Source organism: Paenibacillus sp. LK1, from assembly GCF_002750415.1.
Lineage (GTDB): Bacteria > Bacillota > Bacilli > Paenibacillales > Paenibacillaceae > Paenibacillus > Paenibacillus taichungensis.
Window position 1 is genome coordinate 353381 of the sequence record NZ_PEII01000002.1, and the last position, 21696, is coordinate 375076.

A 21696-nucleotide genomic window follows, 5' to 3' on the forward strand; every position below is an offset into this window, starting at 1 on the left:
GTTGAAAAGACATGATTGCACGATCGGCCAATAGAAAGCTCCTTCATTGTATGTTTAATATGAGATATTGGTTGAAAATATTCCGTCATCCTGACAATTAATCACATTTTTTGACCTCACCACGGTAATTCGCCATTCGGAAGCTGGCCCCGCATCCACATGAAACTTTTGCATTAGGATTATTCATGGTGAATCCCCCTAACATTCCACTTTCTTCGTAATCAATCTCAAGTCCTTCAATATATGGAACCGAATTGGTGTGAACCAATATACGAAACACACCTTTATCTAATAAAATATCCCCTTCTTCTTGCTGTTCATCTACGATAAGGTTATAGGATAAACCACTGCATCCCCCCTCATCCACCCCGACCCGAAGGAAAGAATTCTGGGTATCCGCACTTGCCAGGATTTCAACGATTTTTTCTGCTGCTGCTTCACTGACCTGAATCATTGTTATACCTCCTTGAGCGTATTTTTTGGCTAAGCTGTTGCTTTTCAAACGCAGCCCATTAAAATCTTAATGATTTCTTCAGGACTCGTATATGCATTAAAATAACCACAACCTGTTGATTGCAGATGGATAGGAATATCCATAAGTTCCAGCGATCCGCTATACAATATCACTCGATATTTCTCGGGAAATTGTTCTATTAACAGCTCAATATTGTCCACATTCATATCTACGATGATCACAGAATTATCCGGAAGTTGATCCATGTTGCCGATCACATCACGAGTAGCCTCCAGTACATGTAACGACGGCTCGGTTTGAATCAACAAACTTAAACTTTTAACAATGTGATGCGTATCTGATAGGATTATCACATGGTTCATTCAGAAAACCTCCGGAAAAAATGATGGCAATCGCAGGATATTCCATTGCGTTAATTCATATTTGTAGTAAACCATTCCATCAAACAGGGTATGAAAGCAGCTAGAGCGGCCCCTTTGGGTGTAAGTTCATACATGATCTGTATGGGATGTGTTAGGACTTTTCTCTTCACCAACTGATCATCCTGAAGACCTTTTAATCGTTTGGATAGGATCGCTTCTGAGATGGAAGGCACATTTTCGTAAATCTCGCTGAATTTCTTAGGACCTTGCGAAAGAGTACATAGGATATGGATCGTCCATTTCGTCCCAATAATACGATAGGCTGTGAAAAGTTTCTCGGTATCCGAAGTCAACATCGTACCATCACACCTTCCTTGGCTTACCCCCGTTTATTTGTTTTTCACACCCAACGATTGCAGTCCCGTTCTTATTTGGTCTGTTACTGGTGCAATCCGAGTACTGGCAATCAAACTCAAGACAATCAACAACAGATGAAAGCCCATCGTTACGATTAATCCTGATTGCAATGACATCCCGCCAGCTTGACACACCACCAGGATGGAACCACCGATCCCGATGACCACGCCCGGTGTAAACGAATCTGCAAATTGCAGATTTGCCGAGGTTTTGCCAACGCCTTCCTCTCCTGTTTGAGAAAACGCAACAACACCGCTAATCGGATGTGCTAATCCAATGCCTATCCCAGCTATGATCTGGCCTATAACCGCTACGGTAACGGTCACAACAGGAACCCAAAATACGATGGTAATTCCGATGGCAAGCAGGAGAACACCAGTAATAATTCGTCTATGACGTCCACGACCCTGATCTGCCGAGTCCCAACGACCTTGCAAATAAGCAATGACACACCAGCTCAGTGCAGCGCTTGCTACAATTAAACCAGCCTGAGAAGGTGTAATGCCTTTGACCTCAATTAAAGCCAATACCAAGAAATTTTGTGTACTGGTATAAGCAGCGAAGAACAATCCACGCGTAGCGAGTATAGCGGGCATACCTCTTCGCAAAGCAAGGGTTCCCTCCGGCAGCAGTTTGCGCAGTGGGTATACCATCAGTACTCCCCCGATAAGGACAATAACAAATCCAATAATTGACGGAAGCTTGCCAAGTCCCACTAATAAAGTCCCCGTACCTATCGTTAATAGCAGTGCCATCCAAGTTGCGGCAGATCCATTCGCCCCTTGGGCAGGTTGTGATTTTAATTTCGTAAATGCAGGTAAGCTAAGGAGTGCTGAAATCAACAAGATTGGTAGAATCCCCCAGAACACAAAGCGCCATGACCACTGATCTGCAATAAGGCCTGCAATGTATGGACCAAGCATGGACGGAAGAACGTAGGCTGTACCGAATGCTCCCAGTATTTTGGCGCGTAATTCATCCGGATAACTTAAGGAAATGGCCGTGTACACGCAAGTCATCATAGCTCCAGCACCCAAACCCTGCATGGCCCGTGACGCGATCATGGTGTACATATCTCCTGCAGTTGCGGCTGCGACCAGGCCGACAATAAACAATAGAAGTGCGAGCGTAAATGGTACTGCAGGTCCCCTTCTATCAATAATCCGACCAACAACCAAGGTGCCTATAATCTGTGCAAGCAAATATGTACTGAATATCCAGCCGAACAGGTTAAGACCGTTCAGGTCTCCAGCAATGGAAGGAGCAATTGTCGTTACCGACAAACCTTCAAATCCAACAGCCATCACTGACAATATAATTCCTATGGATAATGCAAAATAACGCGGACTGAAAATACTTTGAGAATGGGACGACATGATATGGGACCTCCAAGAGAATTTTATGTATACACCGTATCCGGATACTTAGTAAACATTTTACTTTACAAAGTTTAAACTACAGTTCGCCTTTGACTTTGTCAATGTATTTGTTTAAAATGTATGAAATAATGAAGATTCAGTTGCTTAAAAAGGAGGTTCACCATGAGCCGGGATCAAACGAAAAAGGATGCCTCAACCAGTACCCGAAAAGCAATCATTAACCTGCTTAAACAGCAAGGTGGAATGGATGTTGTGGCACTCTCCTCCCAATTTGCGTTATCTGGAATGGCTATCAGGCAGCATTTAAATGCACTGAAAGAAGAAGGATTGGTTACTTTCGAAGAAGAGGCTCGTCCCATGGGTCGACCAACCAAGCTATGGAGATTAACCCCCGCTGCTGATCGTTTTTTCCCTAGTGGATATTCGGAGTTATCCGTCAGTCTGATCAATTCCATGAAAGAAGCTTTCGGAAATGAAGGACTGGACAAGCTGCTCAGTGTTCGGAATAAAAATATGCAAGAACAATATCTTCAGTACATTGGTGATGCATCCGGCGTGAAGGAAAGGCTGGAGAAACTGGCTGAAATTCGAACAAATGAAGGCTATATGGCCGAGGTTAAGGATCAAGGCGATGGTAGCCTCTTATTTATAGAGAAGCATTGTCCCATCTGTGAAGCTGCAGCAGTATGTACCGGCTTATGTAAGAATGAATTGCATTTATTCAAAACGGTTCTGGGGGATCAAGTTCATATTGAACGTGGAGAGTATATTTTGGCTGGAGGAAGAAACTGCATATATACGGTTAGAGAATATCATTCATAACCAAACAAACTTGCATAACTATATAAAAAGCCGCCAACAGGCGACTTTCTGAATGGTTCCGTTTTGTTCCCGTTAAAGTCCAGAAAAGGATTGTATGAGAAATTAATTAATGGAATGAATAAAACGATGAAGATGTTCAGCTAATAACTTTGGCTGTTCCATCGCAGCGAAATGCCCCCCTTTATCCGCTTCCTCCCAGTACGTAACATGATACACACGCTCTACCCAGCTTTGTGGAGGCATCGGCAACTCCTTGGGAAATACGGAAACCCCTGTTGGAACAGTAATGCGCTGGCCTTCCGTGAAATGCAGTGGCATTTTGCCACCTTCAGTATAGATTCGCATGGAAGATGCAATGGTATTGGTAAACCAGTATATCGAGATATTCGTGAGGATATGATCAAGTGAAAAGGAACTCTCAATATCTCCTTTACAGTCACTCCACCCCCGAAATTTTTCTACCATCCAGCTGGCAAGACCTGACGGGGAATCACTCAGTGCAAAAGCCAAAGTTTCCGGCTTGGTTCTATGAATGGCGCTATAAGCGCCTTCTCGTTCCGACCATTCCGCTATGGAGTCAAGGTATGTGCGCTCTTCTTTGCTCATCGAAGGTGTATTCTGAGTAAGTGGTGGCCTGTAGCTTCCAGGAATATAATTAAGATGAAGTCCTCTCACCCGCTCAGGGTAGATGAAGGCTAACCACGTTGAGACTCCTGCTCCAATATCCCCTCCCTGTACAAAATACCTTTCATAACCCAGACGATCCATCAGTTTCGCCCAAAGTGTAGCTACATATTTGGAACCTACCCCAGGCTGGATGGGTTTACTCGAAAATGCGAATCCCGGCAAAGAAGGAATAATCACATCAAATGCGTCTTCAGCCTGTCCACCATATAATGATGGGGTTGTTAGATAAGGAATCAGTTCTAACATTTCTACGAATGATCCTGGCCAACCATGAGTCAGTAGCAGCGGCCGTGATGAAACTCCTTCACCTCGAACATGAACAAAATGTATATCGAAACCATCCACGTTCTCAATATATTGCGGGAAACGATTCAGTCTTGCTTCTTGCTCGCGCCAGTTATACTCCGAACTCCAGTAATCCACTAATCGCTTCAAAAAGGAATGATCTGTCCCCAAAGCCCATGGTTCTTCAGAGAATCGAGAGGGCCATCGAACCTGTTTCAATCTGTTAGATAAATCATGTAATTGTTGCTCTGGAATAGCGATCTTGAACGGTTTCATTTCAATTATCCTCCTACGTTTTGAGTTAAATAAAAATACGTATCGCTGAGTATGTCAACAACAGACACATCAGCAATCGAAATGACCTGTCATGGACAGTTAGAAAGGTTTTGAACATGGAGCCAAACCCCGACCATACAAGTAACGACAACCATCCCAGAAGGATCGATAAACTCAAATAAATAACAAGACTCCCGCCAGAAGGTGAAGAAGGCAAAATGAAAGCACTCATCACCGTTAGAAAAAACAATATACTTTTGACATTGATAAGTTGGAGCATAACACCGGATAAAAATGACGATTGCACATCCCTCGAATCCTTTTCCGAGCTTTTATTCCCCATCATAAGCCACACCAGATAAAGCATATATGCTGCACCAGCCCATTTAAAATACGGCCCTACAACTGGCAACCAGTGATATAGGCTTGTTGTAAATACGCCGCTTATGATCCCCAATAAGCCAAACCCCGCTAAAATACCACCATTAAATCTCCATGATCCAATAAAGCCAAATTTCCGTGCCTCATTCATCATCAAGATGTTGCTTGGTCCAGGTGTTATGGAGGTCACGATAACATACGTTAGAAATGCTACAATATTCAAGCTGTACCCCCCAATGAAATCATTTACGATCTGAAGGACTTTATTGTATGATGAATTAAACCCTTAATAAAATCGAAATTATTTAAAGCACTATCATTTTTATCGATACATGTCTCAAGCTAAGGAGAACTTGGATGGAAATTAGACATCTTGTCACATTTCAGACGATTGTCGAGGTTGGAAGCTATACCGGTGCCGCATCCCAATTGGGCTACACACAATCTACGATCACGGCTCATATACAGTCCCTCGAAGAAGAGATTGGCGGGGAGCTTTTCACATACGAAAAAAGACAATTGAAGCTTACACATCTGGGGAGGGAATTAATACCGCTGGCAGAAGATTTGCTGGCAACTCATGATCAGATTAAAAGTATAAGAAGCGAACAGGAAGTTAAAGGTAAATTAAGGGTAGCTGCACCAGAGTCTTTAACAATTTCCAGATTAAGTCCGATCATCAAGGAGTATTCATCGAAATATCCTCAAGTTCAATTCATCCTTACCAACGGTACATGTGAGCAAAACCAGGTTGATTTGATAAGTGGGCGTGTAGATGTAGCTTTGATGGTGTACCCGGAGCTGCATCCGGAAAAATGCATTCATTACCAGCTAATCGAGGAAAAAATAGTACTGGTTTCCAGCAATGACGGCCCGGAACATTTTGATGCGTATAAACTTGAGAACAACCCCACCTTTTTTATCACCAACGAAGAAGGATGCAGTTATCGAACCATGTTTGAAAAACATCTTGTAAAACATGATATTCCTCCGTTTCAAACGATGGAGTTATGGAGTATTGAGGCCATCAAACAAACCGTTATGAGTGGACTCGGCTTTTCTTTTTTACCTTACATGACAGTTAAAGAAGACGTGGAACGAGGAAAACTTAAGATTGTGAGTCATTCCGAACAGTTTGACCCCCTTTACTCCCATATGCTGATTAAAAAGAAAAAATGGCTCTCTCCAGCCGTTAAAGCTTTCAGTGAGCTTGTTATAAAATCAATCAGTGTATCAGAAAACGAATCGGATTTGATCCATTAAGCTTATAGATATATGGAAACGAAAAAAGAACCTTGGGCTTCCCTCAAGGTTCTTTACGTTCAGTTGTATAGTGAAAAACAAAGTTTAGAAGATGGTTGGTACCATTCCCCCATCCATACGGATTGGAGAACCTTTGAATGCCGATGCATACGGACTGCATACAAATGTGGCCAATCTGCCTATCTCAACAGGCTTGATAAATCGTTGAATTTCGGATTGAGGCAGGTTTTTGCGCATAAAATCCTTCTCTTTTTCTAAAAAAGTCATCGATTCATCAGGGTAGATGCTCTCTATGATTTGTTGCACATTTTCAGAGAGGGTTGGTCCTGGCATGATTGTATTGACGGTAACTTCTGTTCCTACCGTTAATTTCGATAAACTTTTGGACAACGATAATAACATGGATTTGGTCATACAATACTGAGGCATTTGTCCTGAAGGCATGATGGCTTCTTCACTCGCAATAAAGATCATGCGGCCATAATCATTTTGCAACATTTTAGGCATGTAAAATTTGGACAAAGCATTTGCAGCGAGAACATTCGTACGGAAGTATTTCTCCCAAACCTCATCGCTGATATCTTCATATTGCATCATTTCATAAATTCCCATATTGTTCACTAGGATATCAATTTGGGGGTATTTTTCAAATAAGGCTTCTCTTTGACCAATGTCCACCAGATCAGCTGTAGCTTTTTGAGGTGAGGTAGCGGGAAACTCGGTCTTTATTTCATGAACTGCGCGCTCAACCTCTGCATCATTTCGTCCATTGATGAGCACATTAACCCCTTCTTTGGCAAGTTCAATGGCAATGGCTTTCCCTATCCCCTTCGTCGATCCTGTAACCAAAGCTGTTTTACCGTATAAACCCATATCCATATCAACTACTCCTTTTATTTTCTTGTAGCGGCAAGCTGAATCGTTATCATGTTATAAACAGTCTTGTGCTCCGGATAGGATTTATATTACCTTGTCTACATAGCCGAGTAACTAGCGTGTTGCGCCAAAGTTCTTGCATCACACGCCAAATGATATAAAGCATTCAGTTAATGAAGAGTTGATGATTCTGGCGATCCTTCGGATAGCGAATTCGTTCCTAAATATTCCGTACGCCAATTCGTTGGCGTATCCCCTTCCCATGAACGAAAGGCACGGTAGAATGAGTTCTGGTCTTCATATCCAATTAAGAAAGCTACTTCTTTAATGTCCAGTGTAGGGTCTGCCAAGTAGGCTCGTGCCTGCTCATGTCTTGCTTGCGTCAATAGATGCTTGAAACTTGTATTCTCTTCTGTAAGCCGGCGCTGCAAGGTCCGATCGCTCATACCCAATTCCTTGGCAACGACCTGAATGTCGGGTCGACCTCCTGTGAGACTGCGTTTCATAATCCATTTGACCATGTCTGTAATAGAACGACTGCCCTGCTGTTCATTCAGCGATCGGTCCAGGGCGGGAGTAAGGATCTCCAGTAACTCTTCGTTGTATGAAAGAAACGGACGGTCCAAATCTTTGCGATGTAAGGTGAGCCGGTTACATGTTGCACCAATCCGAATTGGGCAGCCAAAATAAGTCTCAAGGGTTCGAACATCACCCATGGTATGCGAAAATTCGACAAGCCGCGCAGTCAAAGGTTGACCTGTTCCCCGGCGCCCAAGTTCGAGGAGAAATGCCAGTGTGACTCCAACCAGCAATGACGGACCTGGTTGTTCGTTAGACCATTCCAGTTCAATTGAACAATCATCGCCCTCCTCAGTAATACGCAAGCTTTCAGGGGGACAAAGTTGTTTGTAGCGAGCCATTCGTTGTAGTGCATCACGGTAGTCACGTGCGTGGTAGGTCGCTAAGACACTCGGCGGGTATTTCCCTGTTTCAAAGACGGTTGCAAGTTTGATGATTCCTTCGGCAGTGTCACCGACGAGATCGGAATATGCCTGCCAGATCGCAAAATATTGAGCGGTCGTAACAGCTGGTTCAGTTATAATCGTGAGCGGCAGTTGTGCTTTACGAGCTACATCGTGGGCGGCAATCCCTAATTGATGCAAGCCTGTCCAAAACCCTGCCGGGAATTTAATACGCTCAAAGGTGTGGGACTTCATAGATACCCTCCTTCTTGGAGTCTTTGTTGCTTAATGATTCATCCACTGTACAGGGACTCTGATTCTTTTGCAATGTCTCTAATATTTCCCGGTCTCCAGAATAAAACAAGAAACCAATGCGGGAACATTCCGCATTGGTTTCTTGAAATTAGGTTTAGCGTTATTTCGATTGTTCAAGAAGCCCAACAATAAGTGTAACTGCTTCAGCACGGGTAGCTGTCTGCATCGGAGCAAATCGATTGCCACCTACACCGCCCACCAGACCTGCTTCCACGGCAGAAGCTACATAGGATACGGCCCATGCTGGGACATCCTTTGCATCTTTGAAATCCAGTTTCGCATTGGAATTCGTTTGAATTCCGCCAGCGCGTGCAATCATAGTTACCATCTCCGCCCGGCTCAGCGTCTTGCTAGGACCGAACGAGCCATTCTCGTAACCATTGACAATGCCAGCGGATGCAGCTGCTGTAATATAAGGCTTCGCCCATGAAGGAATCTTGTTATCATCCGTATAGTGAATAGTCTCGCTTACGGTATTCAGATTCAAGGCACGGCCCAGCATCGTAATGAACTCGGCACGTGTGACTTTCTGATTCGGACGGAAGGTCTGATCACCATAACCATTGACGAATCCAGCCGTCACGGCTTTATCAATTGCTGATTTTGCCCAGTGTCCGGCTGTATCTTTCAAGGCTGGCGCAGTGCCTCCGTTTCCGTTATTGCCAGATCCAGTATCCGGTTTGTTGCCGGAATCAGTTCCGCTACCACTACCGCTGTTCGAACCGTTTCCGGTTGTTGTATCGCCACCGGTTCCTGAAGAACCATTACTGCTACCGGAACCATTACCTGAACCTGAACCTGAGCCGGGATTCGATGTTCCCGGATTGGACGTTCCTGGTCCCGGATTCGATGGTTCCGTCTTCTTCACGATACCGAATTGATCAACAATGAACGGCGCTGCTCCATTTTGATTTTGGTCAATTTCATACGTTACAGCTGTCAGTTTGCTGCCGTCAATCGTAATGCCCACAAAATTCTGTACCTGACTGCGCATTGGTCGACGGTTGTCATTCGGATCAGGACCATATTTGGCTGCATGATTCTCCTCTGCCAGTTCAAAAAGATTGTAATAAGCATCACCGAGACTTGTGCTCGGATTTTTGTAATACACTTTTGGACCAGCTGTTGCCGGGATCAAATAGATTGTGCCATCCGGATTCACAGAGTACTCGATTTTCTGTCCATTTTGCATCTCCGTGATCATTTCAGGCTGACGCGCTTTCCCCTGCTGATCAATCGGTTTTGTGCGGGCATAGATGTGATCATGTCCCTGGAGTACAAAATCGATGCCAAGCTCCGCCATGATCGGTGCAATCTTGGTACGTACACCGTTTGCTCCCATGATGTCCGAATCCGTTGCGTGATTTGACGTCGTGTACGGCCCTTTGTGAATGTTAACGATTATCCACTGGGATCCATTCTTCTTGGCAGCCTGAACATCTTTCTTCAGCCACTCGACTTGCTCTAATGAGAAGTTGTCATACTCATCCGAATCCTCATTGGAGTTCAACACAACAAAATGCGCATTGCTGTAATTATAAGAATAGTAAGCTCCCGTCTCCGTAGCGGAATTCACCGGTGACTGGATGTTGAAATGATCGATAAACGCATAATTCTTGTCCTCATGGTTCCCTGCGGACGGAACGATGGTTGTATTTAAGAGGCTTTCTTGCGAATGCCCTAGCAGCCAGTTCCACTGTTCCTCTTTCACACCAGTATCCACGATATCCCCGTTATGAACGACAAATTGTGCATCCGGTACTGTAGCCAATGCTTTGGCCAATGTCTCAGAGGATAGAATTGCCTCATCCTCTTCCTTCGCTTGTGTATCCGCCAGATCAATGAAAGTGAATTTGCCTTTCTCCGGTGCTGTACGGAAGGTACCTGTCTCGCTCCATACTTGCTGGGAAGCATCCCCTACACGGAAATAATAAGTTGTATTAGCTTTCAGATCTGTCACTTCTGCTTTGTGCATCAGTTCTGTAGGAGCATTCGCAGGTTTTGCAGAGCGCCCTTGAACCGATTTGGCTTGCGTGAAATCAGGTGTTGCCGCTGTTTTCTCTACAACCTGAAGGTCGCTATTCGTTACTTGATCGGAAGTGTACCACGTGAACCCCTTGCTCTTGGTAGGATCTCCATGGAACGTTACCGTTACCTTGTTTACCTGTTCTGGAACAGGAACTGTATCCGATTCCTTGATAATCCCGAACGTGTCCACGACAAATGGTTCTGCATTCTTATTTTGGTCAATCTCATACGTTACGGCGGACAGCTTGTCTCCGTCAATAGTCAATGAAACGAAGTTCTGAACCTGCCCTCTGGCTGCGCTCGTGGTGTCGCCATATTGCCGTGAGTGGTTTTCTTCCGCACGCTCGAACAAGCTGAAGTACGCTTCACCAAGTTCTGGTTTTACGTTTTTGAAGTATACTTTGGCCCCGGCGGTAGCAGGAATCATATAAATGGTTCCATCCGGTTGGACCGCGTATTCGATACTCTGTCCATTGAAGGTCTCCGTTATTTTGGACACATCTTCAGCGGTACCATCGCTCTTGATCGGCTTCGTCCGTGCATAGATATGGTCATGTCCCTGAAGGACCAGATCAATCCCCAGTTCGTTCATGAGCGGGGCGATTTTTTTTCGTTCCCCGTTTGCACCAATAATGTCGCTATCCGTGGCGTGATTCGATGTCGTATACGGGCCTTTATGAATATTAACGATAATCCACTTGGCTCCTGCGGCTTTTGCTTCCGCTACATCCTGCTTCATCCATGCGACTTGCTCATTCGAGAAGTTGGCGTAGTCCGATGAATCCTCGTTAGAGTTCAATACGATAAAATGAGCTTTGCTGTAATTATACGAATAATATGCGCCTGTTACCGTTGCAGCACCGTCTGGCTGCTTCACATTAAAATGCTCGTAGAACGCATAATTTTTATTCTCATGATTGCCAGCAGATGGTGCAATGGTCGTGTTCATAAGACTGGCTTGCGAATGACCAAGCAGCCAATTCCATTCTTGCTCTGAAGTGCCATTCTCCACAACGTCTCCGTTATGGACGACAAATTCAGCATTCGGAACAGTCGCGAGTGCTTTGGATAGAGTAGAGCCGGACAGGATCGCCTCATCCTCTTCCTTCGCTTGTGTATCCGTCAGGTCAATAAAGGTAAATGCTCCATCAACCGGAGCCGTTTTGAACGTTCCAACCTCACTCCATAGGCCCAGATCCTGATCACCAACACGGAAAGAATAGTCGGTATCTGGCAAAAGACCCGTTGCTTCCGCCTTGTGTACCCGTTCTCCCGGAGAGTTGGAAGCCACGGATTCACGCCCGTAGAAGCTTTGTGCCTGACCGAAGTCAGTAACACCTCCCTGGTTACGTACCACTTGAACCGTGCTCTGTGCAGAAGCAAGCGGCGTATACCAAGTGAAACCTTTGGTGCTGGTTGCATCACCGTAGAAGGTAACTGTTACTTTGCTGATATCCAGCGATGGCGCATTAGCCAAGGCTTTAAGCTCCATGTCAAAATACAGGTCAGAGCTGCTGTCGCTCTGTTGATGCACTTCGACCGCAATTTCGTTTGAGCCTTCATGCAAATTGACTTTCATTGGCTCAGTCAGGTCGATATTCTCATACATAACCGGCAAGTCCTTATTTGAGGTTGCTTGAGTAGAGTACACAATCTCTCCATCCGGCATGCCAAAACGAATGACTTCCACACCATTCACATAGATCACTGCACCGTCATCAATACCGAATGTGCCAAGAATTTGCCCGTAACCGTCAATTTGATCTTTGTTAACGGTTAGGTTTGTCCGGAAATAGGTTGTGCGGGGTTTATTTTTTTTGTCCAGACCGTAGCTGACTTCCGTTTTGAGTGATCCAAAATAGGAAGTGCTTACGCCATTACCGTTGTCTTTGTAACCAAATGGAGCCTGTCCTGAATTCCAGGACGAATCATCGTATGAAGCGCGCCATTCCGCTTGTAGATCCTGACCCTGATCGAAATAATGCCAATTGGCATTACGCTCTAACAGCATCTCAGGCTCAGACAATGATGCGGCTTGGGCTGAATTAACTCCCCCAAATCCCGCAAGCCATCCGAATATCAAAGCAATCGATAACAGGATGGATAACATCTTTTTGTAGAGGTGACTGATCATAATTCTCTCCTTTGTATGTATGATTGGTTGGCTTATGTAAATCCAAACAGGCCTAGCATAACAAGGGAAGATCAGCATCCGGTTAGCGGGAAGTAAAACTTATGTAAACTCTTACATTTATTTGACTTATAATATGGACAATGTTTTAGTTAACATAATAATCAATATGGTTTTCCTCCCATTTGGATCAAAATATACAGACTATTTTTAAAGGTTTGATGAATTGGCTTTTAGGAAGTAGACTAATGAGGATAGACTATACAAAAGTTAACATGTTCTGGGAAAGGGGAATCATAATGTCATCTAGTGTCATCGACATGCTGCAGCTTGAATATCAACGTTTTTCAACGAAAGAAAAGGAAATAGCTGATTATGTGATGCGTAATAAATCATCCATTAATAATATTAATATTAGGGATTTGGCTGCTTACACCAATGCTTCCATGTCAACCATTACTCGATTTTGTAAAAAAGTAGGTTGTTCTACCTTTGTAGATTTTAAAATTCGACTTAACCGTGAAGTGGATCAACCCCGCAATCAAACGGATTTCTTTATAAGAACACAGCAGATCCACAATGATATCATCAACGCAACCGCAGAAATGCTGGATACCGACAGAATCGAACAAGTGGTCCAGTACATAAAAAAAGCTCGCAGAATCTATGTGTATGGTTTGGGAAGTTCAGGTTTATCTGCTCTGGAGTTCAAATACAGACTAATGCGGATGGATATCGTCATTGATGCGGTGACGGATTCACACATGATGATCATGAGTGCTTCTCTTTTGGGGGAAGATGATCTGGTTATTGGTTTATCCAATTCAGGACGAACCTTAGAAGTCAGTGATGCATTAAATGCTGCCAAAAAAAGAGGAAGCAAAGTTGTTGGAATTACTAATTTTGATCACACCCCCCTCTCCGAAATCTCGGATTTGTGCATTTTCACACCGGATATTGGGCGAACCGGAGATGTGAACTTTATCAACAGCCAGTTGGCCATTATTTACATCCTGGATGTGATTTCACTGCTATTACTTGAGGATGAACATTTACTTAGTGCGCGGCAGCAAACGTTAAAAGCTCTATATTCTGCTGAATAACAAAACAGCCAACTTGATTCGTTGGCTGTTTGTTAACTTCTCTTTTTTATAGGACAGAAGGAGAAGTTTTTTTCAATTTGGCAATTTCAGAGACAAAACGCTCCGTAATTTGTTGAGGACGCGTAATGGCTCCACCAACAACGACACAATAGACTCCAGCTTCCAGACACGTTGCCGCCATCTCCGGTGTCATGATATTCCCTTCCGCAACAACAGGCGTCTGTACGCTAGTTAGAATTTCTTTCAAAGCTGCAAATTGATTATCATACAGTTTAATCCCTGCTGTCTCCTCTGTATATCCGACCAATGTAGAGGAGATCAGGTCAAAACCAAGTCGTTCTGCATTAACGGCTTCCTCTTTCGTTGCAATATCCCCCATTAATAGAAGTTGAGGATGTTTGGTGCGAATTTCATGTACGAATTCATCCAGTGATTTACCGTCCGGCCGTGCACGCAAAGTGGCATCAACCGCAACAATCTCTGCATGGACCTCGGCAAGTTCATCCACTTCCAAGATCGTTGGTGTAATAAATACGGGATTGGTTCCGTAGTTTCTTTTCACAATACCTATGACGGGAAGATCAACCTGTTCTTTGATCTCTTTCACATCTACAGCAGTATTCGCACGAATACCGATCGCTCCCCCCTCTTTTGCCGCGACTGCCATGCGTCCCATAATCAGCGAACTATGAAGTGGCTCGTGCTCCAAAGCCTGACATGATACAACGAGACCACCTTGTAAACCTAAGTTATCTAATTTTTCTACATTCATTGCAATTACTCCGTTTCCATAATTTCTTCGATTTCATTTTTGATCACGGTAACCTGAGGGCCATAAATAACCTGCACTCCGTTACCGACAAGTACTACCCCTTTGGCTCCCGTAGCTGTAAGCGCATCCTTTTGAACCTTCTCGATATCCTTCACGGATACACGAAGCCGTGTTGCACAGCAATCCAATTCGTTAATATTGTCTGCACCGCCAAGTCCATTCAGAATGGCGATAGAGCGTTCTTCACCTTTCGTTGATGCGGGTGTATTGGAGAGCTGACTTTGCGTTTTGGCGTCTGGCTTTGATATTACCTCTTCCTCACGTCCCGAAGTTTTTAAATTGAGCTTCACGATCAAGATTCGGAAGGTGAAGTAATAAAGGAAGAACCAGACCACACCGATGATGGGAACGATAATCCAGTTCGTTTTGGCATTACCCTGAAGTATCCCGAATAAGATAAAGTCGATTAATCCACCTGAAAAAGTCTGACCGATTGTAATCTCAAAAATATGTGAAAGCATAAATGCCAATCCATCAAATACGGCGTGAATGACATACAGGATTGGAGCAACAAACAGGAATGAGAATTCCAGAGGCTCCGTAATTCCTGTCAAGAACGAAGTGAGTGCCGCAGACAACATCAATCCGCCAACTACTTTTTTACGTTCAGGCTTGGCCGTATGATAAATAGCGAGTGCCGCACCGAGCAAACCAAACATCATCGTGATAAAACGTCCTGACATAAATCGGGATGTACCCGAGAAAAACTTCTCGGTTGCAGGATCTCCCAGTTGAGCAAAGAAAATATTCTGTGTTCCTTCGTAAACTTTTCCCGCAACCTCCATTGTTCCTCCAACTCCCGTCTGCCAGAAAGGCAGATAAAAGATGTGGTGCAACCCAAGTGGACCCAGCATCCGTAAAACAAATCCGTATAACAGTGTTCCGATATACCCAGTTCTATCGACCAAACCTCCAAGCTGCGTTATGCCGAGCTGGATGGTTGGCCAGATCAAGAACAAAGCAATACCAATAAAGATGGCCGCAAAAGATGAAACGATAGGAATGAAACGTGATCCTCCAAAGAACCCTAAGAATTGAGGAAGTTCTATTTTGTTGTACCGATGATGAAGCCATGCGGTAACCAATCCGACAACAATCCCTCCGAGTACACCAGTTTGCAAGGTTTGGATTCCAAGTACCATACCTTGACCAGCACTAGCCAAATGATCCGCGGCAAGTTTCCCCGAATTGACCAGCATCGCATTGATCGATGCATTCATGACCAGATAGGCAAGTCCAGCTGCCAATCCTGCTGTACCTTTGTCCGCTCTAGCGAGTCCAACAGCCACACCTATAGCAAAGATTAATGCCAAATTATCAAACACAATACTTCCTGCACTGCTCATCACCGTAAACACTTGCTGCAACCATGTGATCTGCAAAAATGGATACGAGTTAATCGTATTGGCGTTGGACAAAGCCCCTCCAATCCCCAGTAATAGACCCGCCGCCGGTAAAACAGCAATAGGAAGCATAAACGATTTACCAAACTTCTGAGCCTTCTCAAAATATTGCTTCACAGTGATATCCACCTCTCTAAAACTATTTTCATTTACATAATAATTATGAAAATGGTTTTCGTCAACACAATTTTAAATCGCTTTCATTACGTGTGAGGTCTTATCATTTGATGAATAACTCGGTTCAAATATAATTATTTCCAGCGAAGTAAAGCTCAGTCTTTTTGTTCAAATGCAAAAAAAGCCGCCAATATGGCGACTTTAATGTGTTCATATTCTTTCCCGACGAATCCAAAACCTAAACCTGATTCGTGCATTATTTTAATATTTTAGTTACAAGTTTTACCTGCCCATTCATGCCCGAAGGTAGTGATGACTTTCCGTATAGATTCTCCAGTGTATTAGCCACATGAATGTCGATTACATTATTACCTGGCAGCATGTAAGACATGACGTTCCAATGATAGGGTGGCCATAACCGGATGCCAACCTGCTCCCCATTCACGTACAGGCAAGCCGTCTCTCTAATGTCTTCCGCTTCCAGCCAAATTTCATTGGCCGTATTCAAGCTGATACCAGACAAATCCACTTGCTGTGTGTACACTCCTGCTCCCGAATAGAAAGGATAACCTTCAACATTCCAAACCCCAGTCATTTGTTCAGGTTCAGTGGTTAATGTAGTCTGATTTTGTATAGCAAATGAACCAACCAGATAAGCAGGAAAGGAAATGGCTGGCATAGGTTCCAGCAATGAAACCGTGAGAACTTCAAGCTCATTCTCGCCTTTCACCAGATGTTCGGTAATATCCACACCAGCGTAATGAGTATCTTGCCACAGTGAAGGCTGGAGTGCTTCCATCCGTATTCCATTAATAAAGATTTCAACATTACGTCTGCGTTGGAGGAAACCAATATGGGATGGGATTTTTTGCTCGATATCGTCAAGGATTAGCTCGATCGTGAAGATCTGCTCATTTCCAGGTTCGTTTAAATAGACTGCATCTCGCTGTGATTTCACAAGCTCGATCCATTCTTCTGTTACGACAAATGTTGTCCGGTACGTGTTGACTTGGCCTGGCATCGTTGCATTCATTCTGGACTGACGGTCATTCAATGTGACCTTCCACTGATCTAACACAAGCACATTGGGTTCGACGGTCTGAAACTGCCAAGGATCACCTAGTACCAACACATCGGTGGTATGTTGCACTTTATGATTTATAGGCTCTTGCGGTTTGGGATGCGTCGAATCTTCAGTGTGAAGCGGATCAGGTACATGATCCGGTCTAACGGATAGAACCCGAAGCTCTCCCGGTACAAATGTTAGAACAGCATCTTGACTCAACGGGTTTATATCCCCGTTTTCCAAGTTCCATTCTTCCATCTGTTCTTCTATGTGGTCTTTCACAGGTTTCTGATGGAGTTGAATGGTCACGGGCTGCTCCGACCAGTTCATCAGCCATGTGTGCACATGATCTTCAATTTTGCGTTCAACCCTAATGAGATCCTCAGCTTGCCCCTCGATCTGTTTCCAGGCAATGGCTGGTGATGATGTCGTTAACTCTCTTAACTGAACACAAAAGTTCATAAGTGTGTCGTTATGAGCTGTGTTTTTCATGGAATAGAATAGGCTGTACCCTTTGCCAATCGCTTGTAATTCCCCTGGCTGAGGATCGGAGCCATATAGTTCGTTCATATACTTCCGTAATTCCGGATCTTGGCGCTGTCGCTTACTATCACAAGGAATTGCCCCAACCGCTATAAGCGTTCCACCACGGTTTACAAAGGTCACAAGCTGTTTTGCGATATCTACAGACATGACCGTAATTTCCGGCAAAATCAAAATCGAATATTCGTTTAGTACTCCGTTAAACTGATATCCTCCAGCATGAGTAATCTTCGCCTCCCTGAGCTGACACTCATCCACATAATCGTAATCAATAGAGCTGCGCAGCATGCGGTCTGACAATAATGAAAACAGTTGATCCGCAGCTGGATGCTGGTTCGATTCACCGGATAAGAACATATGCTCATATACCGTGTGGATCGGTGATAACAGAAGTACTTCAGGTGTACGCTTCGTGGAAGAACCCAGTACACTCAACCGACCAAGATAATCGGCAAAAGTCCGATAATGTGGCCAATGCGGTGCATGCTTGAATTCCGTAGGTGGAAAATCCGTTTTCCGATACCCTGCAAATGAATAGTAAAATGCATGCGGGATAAATAAATTAACACCCAAAAATGCCATGAAATTGGCATCAAGCCGCCTTTGTCGCATGGCATAGGCATGACCGCTTGCACCAAATGACTCACAAATAACTCTTTTTTTCCCATCCAACTGTGCGACAGACGCGGCCGTCTTTACGGATACGATACGATGTGGATTCTCCTTTGTACCGATTCCATGTGTTAGGTAGTCCACACCCGCATAATGGAACTGCTGCAAGACACGGGTTTGATTACCCTGCGACCGAGCCTGCCCCCAGACGGGTTCTTCCAGCGTATGGCCGATGTACAGCAAGCTGTGTGATTCACACCACGAACGAATAGCTTCATGATAACCTTCCACATACCAACGGGTAATCGTATCATAATAGTCCTGCCTCGCAGACCTGCAGCCATCGGCCATACCATATAACAACGCGCCTAATCTTGGAATCAGATCATATCCGTTCTCCTGCTCATACCGCTCCACCATCCCATGTGTCCAAGCGAATACGATTCCGGGCAGAGTTGCATTCACATCCTGAACCGACGTTCGGATGGCTTCGACTCCAAAAAAACCGTCGTGGATCATGAGCCCAGGTTCATCCGTGAATACACCTTGAATGGTCACACCGAAATGAGGCTGAAATTGCTGAAACGGCTCGTATGCCGACTGAATGAAAGCCTGCACGGCTTCCGGGTTCAACGTGTCCAGATAATACCCTTTTGCAAACGTGATCCCTTCAGCAATTTCACAGGACCAGCAGGCAAGTATAATATAATCCTCGTCGTTATCAGGCTTCCATTCCTGTCCGCATAACTCTGTAATATCCTCAGGTTGATCATATATCAGCCATTCCCCTTCTTGCTGGATGGCACGATAAGCGAGAATTGCGATGAGTTCATTGTTAGCGTAGGTGGCAAAATCGAGAGATAACATTTCCTGCTGTGCATCGTGTAAATATCTTCGTTCCTCAACCCTCAAGTATCTCATCCGATATTCGGGATACTGCCTGGTCAGTTTACCTCCCAGTGTTCCGCTCGGCCAATTGTCCTCATCATACAGCCAGACAACCATATCACGCTTCTGGCACTCTTTTGTGCAGAAATCCAGCGTATCCATGAACTCTTCTGACAGGTACGAGGCCTGCATCCCGTGACGTGCATGCAATACAACGCCGCCAACCCCCGCTTCAACCATGGATTGAATTTGGTTTTCTAGCTCTGGCTTGCTAAAACTGTGGTTCAGAAACCAAAAGGGCTGTGGACGATACGTCGCCTCAGGATTTTTGAACTGCTGTTGTAATTTATGAATATCCGTGATTTTCAACTCCAATTCATCACCTGATCTCATCATGATTTTGATACAGATGTCTTTCTCAGCAAAGGAATGAAAAATCCACCGACAACCGACCGATTTTGAAAATTTAACTGCTTTCCGGTGATGGTGTCATACCAGTCTGTTACAGGTACACGGCTCGATGTTTCATTCATAAAGTCCCACAGAGGTGAAATCATCTGTTCGAACTGAGGCTGCGTTTCGCTCATGGAGGCACACCATACGAGCCAATCGGACTTGGTGTATGTCTCACGGCTATCCAGCGGTACGCCATATCGATTCTGTTTTAGCTGATAATACGCCAACTCTTTAGCAGCCACTTCTTTTGGGAAAAGGTTGAGGTCCAACAAACGATCCCACACCAGATTGTATTTCATGCTCCATGACTCATCCGAGCTGTCAAAAGTCAGCTTGTAGTGATCACCTGCTGTCGCCATGGAGGACCACTCCTCTGCCATTTTTGCAGCCGCTTCACGATAAACGGCACCATCCGGCAAACCAAGTTCATCACACATATACGCATAGGCGGCAATGCCTAATATCGCTTTAATCGATAAGTTCGCATTGTGTGCCAGATGTCCGGCAAAGTCGTCCGTGCACAGTTGATTGTCAGGGTCCAGTCCATGTTGCAGCAAATATGAAGCCCATGTTGTGAGAAGTCCCCAGTTCTCACGTGCAAATTCCGCGTTCTTCTCATATTTGCCTACCGTTGCTGCCATCAGGAGCATATTGCCACATTCCTCGATAGGCATCTGGTATTCAAGTTTGTTCTCTCCGTAAACCTGGCCGTTAGCTTGAGGGTATGTCCCCACGTCATGTGGAGCAAAATCAAACGTCCAATCCGTGCTTTCGGCATACTTATAGATTGGACGCATCATACCTTTGACCAATTCGATGTTATACCTCAGAAACAACGGAATCGAGGGGTAGCTCACATCCACCGTCGCGATACAGCCGTTACTAAAATTCTCTTTGGAGAAAAATAATACTTCTCCTGCTTCATCAGCAACCAGTTTATGTGCAGCAATCGCTTGCCGATAGGTCAATGCCAGAATGTCTCTATATTGGTTCCCACCTGTAGCCTGACTCTCCGTTAAGAGTTCCCGATTAAAGCGGTCGCATCGTTGTACTACCTCTTCATATTGATCCGCTGCTTTTACCAGCATCTCCTCAAATGTCATACCATTTTTCTTCCAATACGCATTCAGCGGTTTGTGAAAATATTCAATCGCATGAATATCATCATAGGCGAGCATCAGGTAGCGGGATGCTGGCTCTTCATGGATAAGACCCAAATCCATTTCAGTTGCCATAATAGCCATATCGCCAGATATGGACTTTGGCTGGATAGAATCATCTCCTGTCTTAAAAAGACCTGACCGGGCATACTCCTCACGCTTGGATACCGCATGGATGACCGATTGAGATTGATGAGATCGCTGAACCACCAGATACATATAACCCCAGTCTATTCTCGTATCATCTCCGGCACGTTTTAATATAGGTTGTTCCACCGTTCCTATAGACATGGCGTGTAACTGTTCATTAATTACATGAGACTCCCAGGTGACTTGCTGATCAGGAGTATGTACACACCATTCACCTGTCACATCAAAATAGATTTTCACTTGATGGCCTTGACCATCTATCGCTCGAACATGGAACGTAACATACGTCACAGGTCTGGATAACAGTTCAAGATCATCGAGCAATAGGGGTGTGGTAAAATGAACCTCAAGTTCGATGCCTTCTCCTTCAAAGGTGTAACGGGTAGTCACCGGCTCAACGGTTAGATTCGTCTGATTGAGCACGTCAGGCTCCTCAACGGTTGAAGCTTCGCGAACGCCTACTTTCCCCATAAACCTTCTGATTTTGCCGTCAATGATAATCATGCCAACCATACCTTGAGTTTTGTTCGTCCAGTGCCTGGTGTGATCATCATAGAGATGGTCAGCAGCAGACCATACGCTAAAATAAGGGTCTACCGTGATCAAAGGTACGGAAGGTGGTCTAAACGTCGTCATTTATTACATCTCCTTCAATTCATTTTTCCAACGAAAACTGTGCTTCTTAATCCAAAGAGGAAAGGCTTCGC

At 44.5% G+C, this 21696-nt stretch carries 16 protein-coding genes; 3 read left to right on the forward strand and 13 right to left on the reverse strand.

The window, feature by feature from the left end; genetic code table 11:
* Nucleotides 1-97: 97 nt before the first annotated feature.
* Genes CS562_RS05345 through CS562_RS05360 form a run of 4 tightly spaced genes read right to left on the reverse strand, consistent with a single transcriptional unit; the run spans nucleotide 98 to nucleotide 2630 of the window.
* Nucleotides 98-454 (reverse strand): HesB/IscA family protein, encoded by a 357-nt coding sequence (locus tag CS562_RS05345; RefSeq protein ID WP_099854170.1) that lies wholly within the window; start codon nucleotides 452-454, stop codon nucleotides 98-100.
* Nucleotides 455-498: 44 nt separating this feature from the next.
* Nucleotides 499-837: a hypothetical protein gene (locus tag CS562_RS05350; RefSeq protein ID WP_099854173.1), complete on the reverse strand. Its 339-nt coding sequence runs from the start codon at nucleotides 835-837 to the stop codon at nucleotides 499-501.
* 50 nt (nucleotides 838-887) lie between these two features.
* Complete coding sequence (locus CS562_RS05355; RefSeq protein ID WP_099854174.1) at nucleotides 888-1193, reverse strand: winged helix-turn-helix transcriptional regulator; 306 nt, start codon at nucleotides 1191-1193, stop codon at nucleotides 888-890.
* Between the two features lie 33 nt (nucleotides 1194-1226).
* Complete coding sequence (locus CS562_RS05360) at nucleotides 1227-2630, reverse strand: MFS transporter (RefSeq protein ID WP_099854176.1); 1404 nt, start codon at nucleotides 2628-2630, stop codon at nucleotides 1227-1229.
* Between the two features lie 165 nt (nucleotides 2631-2795).
* On the opposite strand from CS562_RS05360, the gene CS562_RS05365 reads away from it, so the two are divergent.
* A complete protein-coding gene (locus CS562_RS05365; protein WP_072732814.1) occupies nucleotides 2796-3455 on the forward strand; it encodes a helix-turn-helix transcriptional regulator in 660 nt (219 codons plus the stop codon).
* Nucleotides 3456-3557: 102 nt separating this feature from the next.
* On the opposite strand, the gene CS562_RS05370 is transcribed toward CS562_RS05365, so the two are convergent.
* Entirely contained in the window at nucleotides 3558-4703 is a 1146-nt protein-coding gene (locus tag CS562_RS05370) for an epoxide hydrolase family protein (protein ID WP_218966722.1), read from the reverse strand.
* Nucleotides 4704-4728: 25 nt separating this feature from the next.
* A complete protein-coding gene (locus CS562_RS05375) occupies nucleotides 4729-5307 on the reverse strand; it encodes a LysE family translocator (protein WP_076288507.1) in 579 nt (192 codons plus the stop codon).
* Nucleotides 5308-5441: 134 nt separating this feature from the next.
* Between CS562_RS05375 and CS562_RS05380 the strand changes: the two genes are divergently transcribed.
* The gene (locus CS562_RS05380; protein ID WP_072732813.1) at nucleotides 5442-6347 is read left to right on the forward strand and encodes a LysR family transcriptional regulator; all 906 of its coding nucleotides are present in this window, start codon (nucleotides 5442-5444) and stop codon (nucleotides 6345-6347) included.
* A gap of 84 nt (nucleotides 6348-6431) precedes the next feature.
* Here the strand turns inward: CS562_RS05380 and CS562_RS05385 are convergent, their stop codons facing one another.
* The 3 genes from CS562_RS05385 to CS562_RS05395 all read right to left on the reverse strand — a co-directional run bounded on the left by CS562_RS05385 (nucleotide 6432) and on the right by CS562_RS05395 (nucleotide 12662).
* A complete protein-coding gene (locus CS562_RS05385) occupies nucleotides 6432-7226 on the reverse strand; it encodes an SDR family NAD(P)-dependent oxidoreductase (RefSeq protein WP_076288505.1) in 795 nt (264 codons plus the stop codon).
* 167 nt (nucleotides 7227-7393) lie between these two features.
* Nucleotides 7394-8440 carry an AraC family transcriptional regulator gene (locus CS562_RS05390; RefSeq protein WP_076288504.1) on the reverse strand — a complete coding sequence of 349 codons (1047 nt, stop codon included), beginning with the start codon at nucleotides 8438-8440 and terminating at the stop codon, nucleotides 7394-7396.
* Nucleotides 8441-8600: 160 nt separating this feature from the next.
* Complete coding sequence (locus tag CS562_RS05395) at nucleotides 8601-12662, reverse strand: S-layer homology domain-containing protein (RefSeq protein ID WP_099854180.1); 4062 nt, start codon at nucleotides 12660-12662, stop codon at nucleotides 8601-8603.
* Nucleotides 12663-12907: 245 nt separating this feature from the next.
* Between CS562_RS05395 and CS562_RS05400 the strand changes: the two genes are divergently transcribed.
* Nucleotides 12908-13762, forward strand: coding sequence for a MurR/RpiR family transcriptional regulator (locus CS562_RS05400; protein ID WP_218966723.1), 855 nt, complete (start codon nucleotides 12908-12910; stop codon nucleotides 13760-13762).
* Nucleotides 13763-13808: 46 nt separating this feature from the next.
* Here the strand turns inward: CS562_RS05400 and CS562_RS05405 are convergent, their stop codons facing one another.
* The 4 genes from CS562_RS05405 to CS562_RS05420 form a co-directional block, all read right to left on the reverse strand.
* Nucleotides 13809-14534, reverse strand: coding sequence for an N-acetylmannosamine-6-phosphate 2-epimerase (locus CS562_RS05405; protein WP_099854184.1), 726 nt, complete (start codon nucleotides 14532-14534; stop codon nucleotides 13809-13811).
* 5 nt (nucleotides 14535-14539) lie between these two features.
* Nucleotides 14540-16114: a glucose-specific PTS transporter subunit IIBC gene (gene ptsG, locus CS562_RS05410; protein WP_099854186.1), complete on the reverse strand. Its 1575-nt coding sequence runs from the start codon at nucleotides 16112-16114 to the stop codon at nucleotides 14540-14542.
* Between the two features lie 256 nt (nucleotides 16115-16370).
* Nucleotides 16371-19592, reverse strand: coding sequence for a glycosyl hydrolase (locus CS562_RS05415; protein ID WP_257219382.1), 3222 nt, complete (start codon nucleotides 19590-19592; stop codon nucleotides 16371-16373).
* Nucleotides 19593-19615: 23 nt separating this feature from the next.
* Nucleotides 19616-21625 carry a glutaminase family protein gene (locus CS562_RS05420; RefSeq protein WP_099854190.1) on the reverse strand — a complete coding sequence of 670 codons (2010 nt, stop codon included), beginning with the start codon at nucleotides 21623-21625 and terminating at the stop codon, nucleotides 19616-19618.
* Nucleotides 21626-21696 lie beyond the last annotated feature (71 nt).

Bases quoted from the DNA above. Each gene is read 5' to 3' on its own strand.
- CS562_RS05345 (WP_099854170.1), bottom strand. From the start codon at position 454: ATGATTCAGGTCAGTGAAGCAGCAGCAGAAAAAATCGTTGAAATCCTG.
- CS562_RS05350 (WP_099854173.1), bottom strand. From the start codon at position 837: ATGAACCATGTGATAATCCTATCAGATACGCATCACATTGTTAAAAGT.
- CS562_RS05355 (WP_099854174.1), bottom strand. From the start codon at position 1,193: ATGTTGACTTCGGATACCGAGAAACTTTTCACAGCCTATCGTATTATT.
- CS562_RS05360 (WP_099854176.1), bottom strand. From the start codon at position 2,630: ATGTCGTCCCATTCTCAAAGTATTTTCAGTCCGCGTTATTTTGCATTA.
- CS562_RS05365 (WP_072732814.1), top strand. From the start codon at position 2,796: ATGAGCCGGGATCAAACGAAAAAGGATGCCTCAACCAGTACCCGAAAA.
- CS562_RS05370 (WP_218966722.1), bottom strand. From the start codon at position 4,703: ATGAAACCGTTCAAGATCGCTATTCCAGAGCAACAATTACATGATTTA.
- CS562_RS05380 (WP_072732813.1), top strand. From the start codon at position 5,442: ATGGAAATTAGACATCTTGTCACATTTCAGACGATTGTCGAGGTTGGA.
- CS562_RS05385 (WP_076288505.1), bottom strand. From the start codon at position 7,226: ATGGATATGGGTTTATACGGTAAAACAGCTTTGGTTACAGGATCGACG.
- CS562_RS05390 (WP_076288504.1), bottom strand. From the start codon at position 8,440: ATGAAGTCCCACACCTTTGAGCGTATTAAATTCCCGGCAGGGTTTTGG.
- CS562_RS05395 (WP_099854180.1), bottom strand. From the start codon at position 12,662: ATGATCAGTCACCTCTACAAAAAGATGTTATCCATCCTGTTATCGATT.
- CS562_RS05400 (WP_218966723.1), top strand. From the start codon at position 12,908: ATGAGGATAGACTATACAAAAGTTAACATGTTCTGGGAAAGGGGAATC.
- CS562_RS05405 (WP_099854184.1), bottom strand. From the start codon at position 14,534: ATGAATGTAGAAAAATTAGATAACTTAGGTTTACAAGGTGGTCTCGTT.
- CS562_RS05420 (WP_099854190.1), bottom strand. From the start codon at position 21,625: ATGACGACGTTTAGACCACCTTCCGTACCTTTGATCACGGTAGACCCT.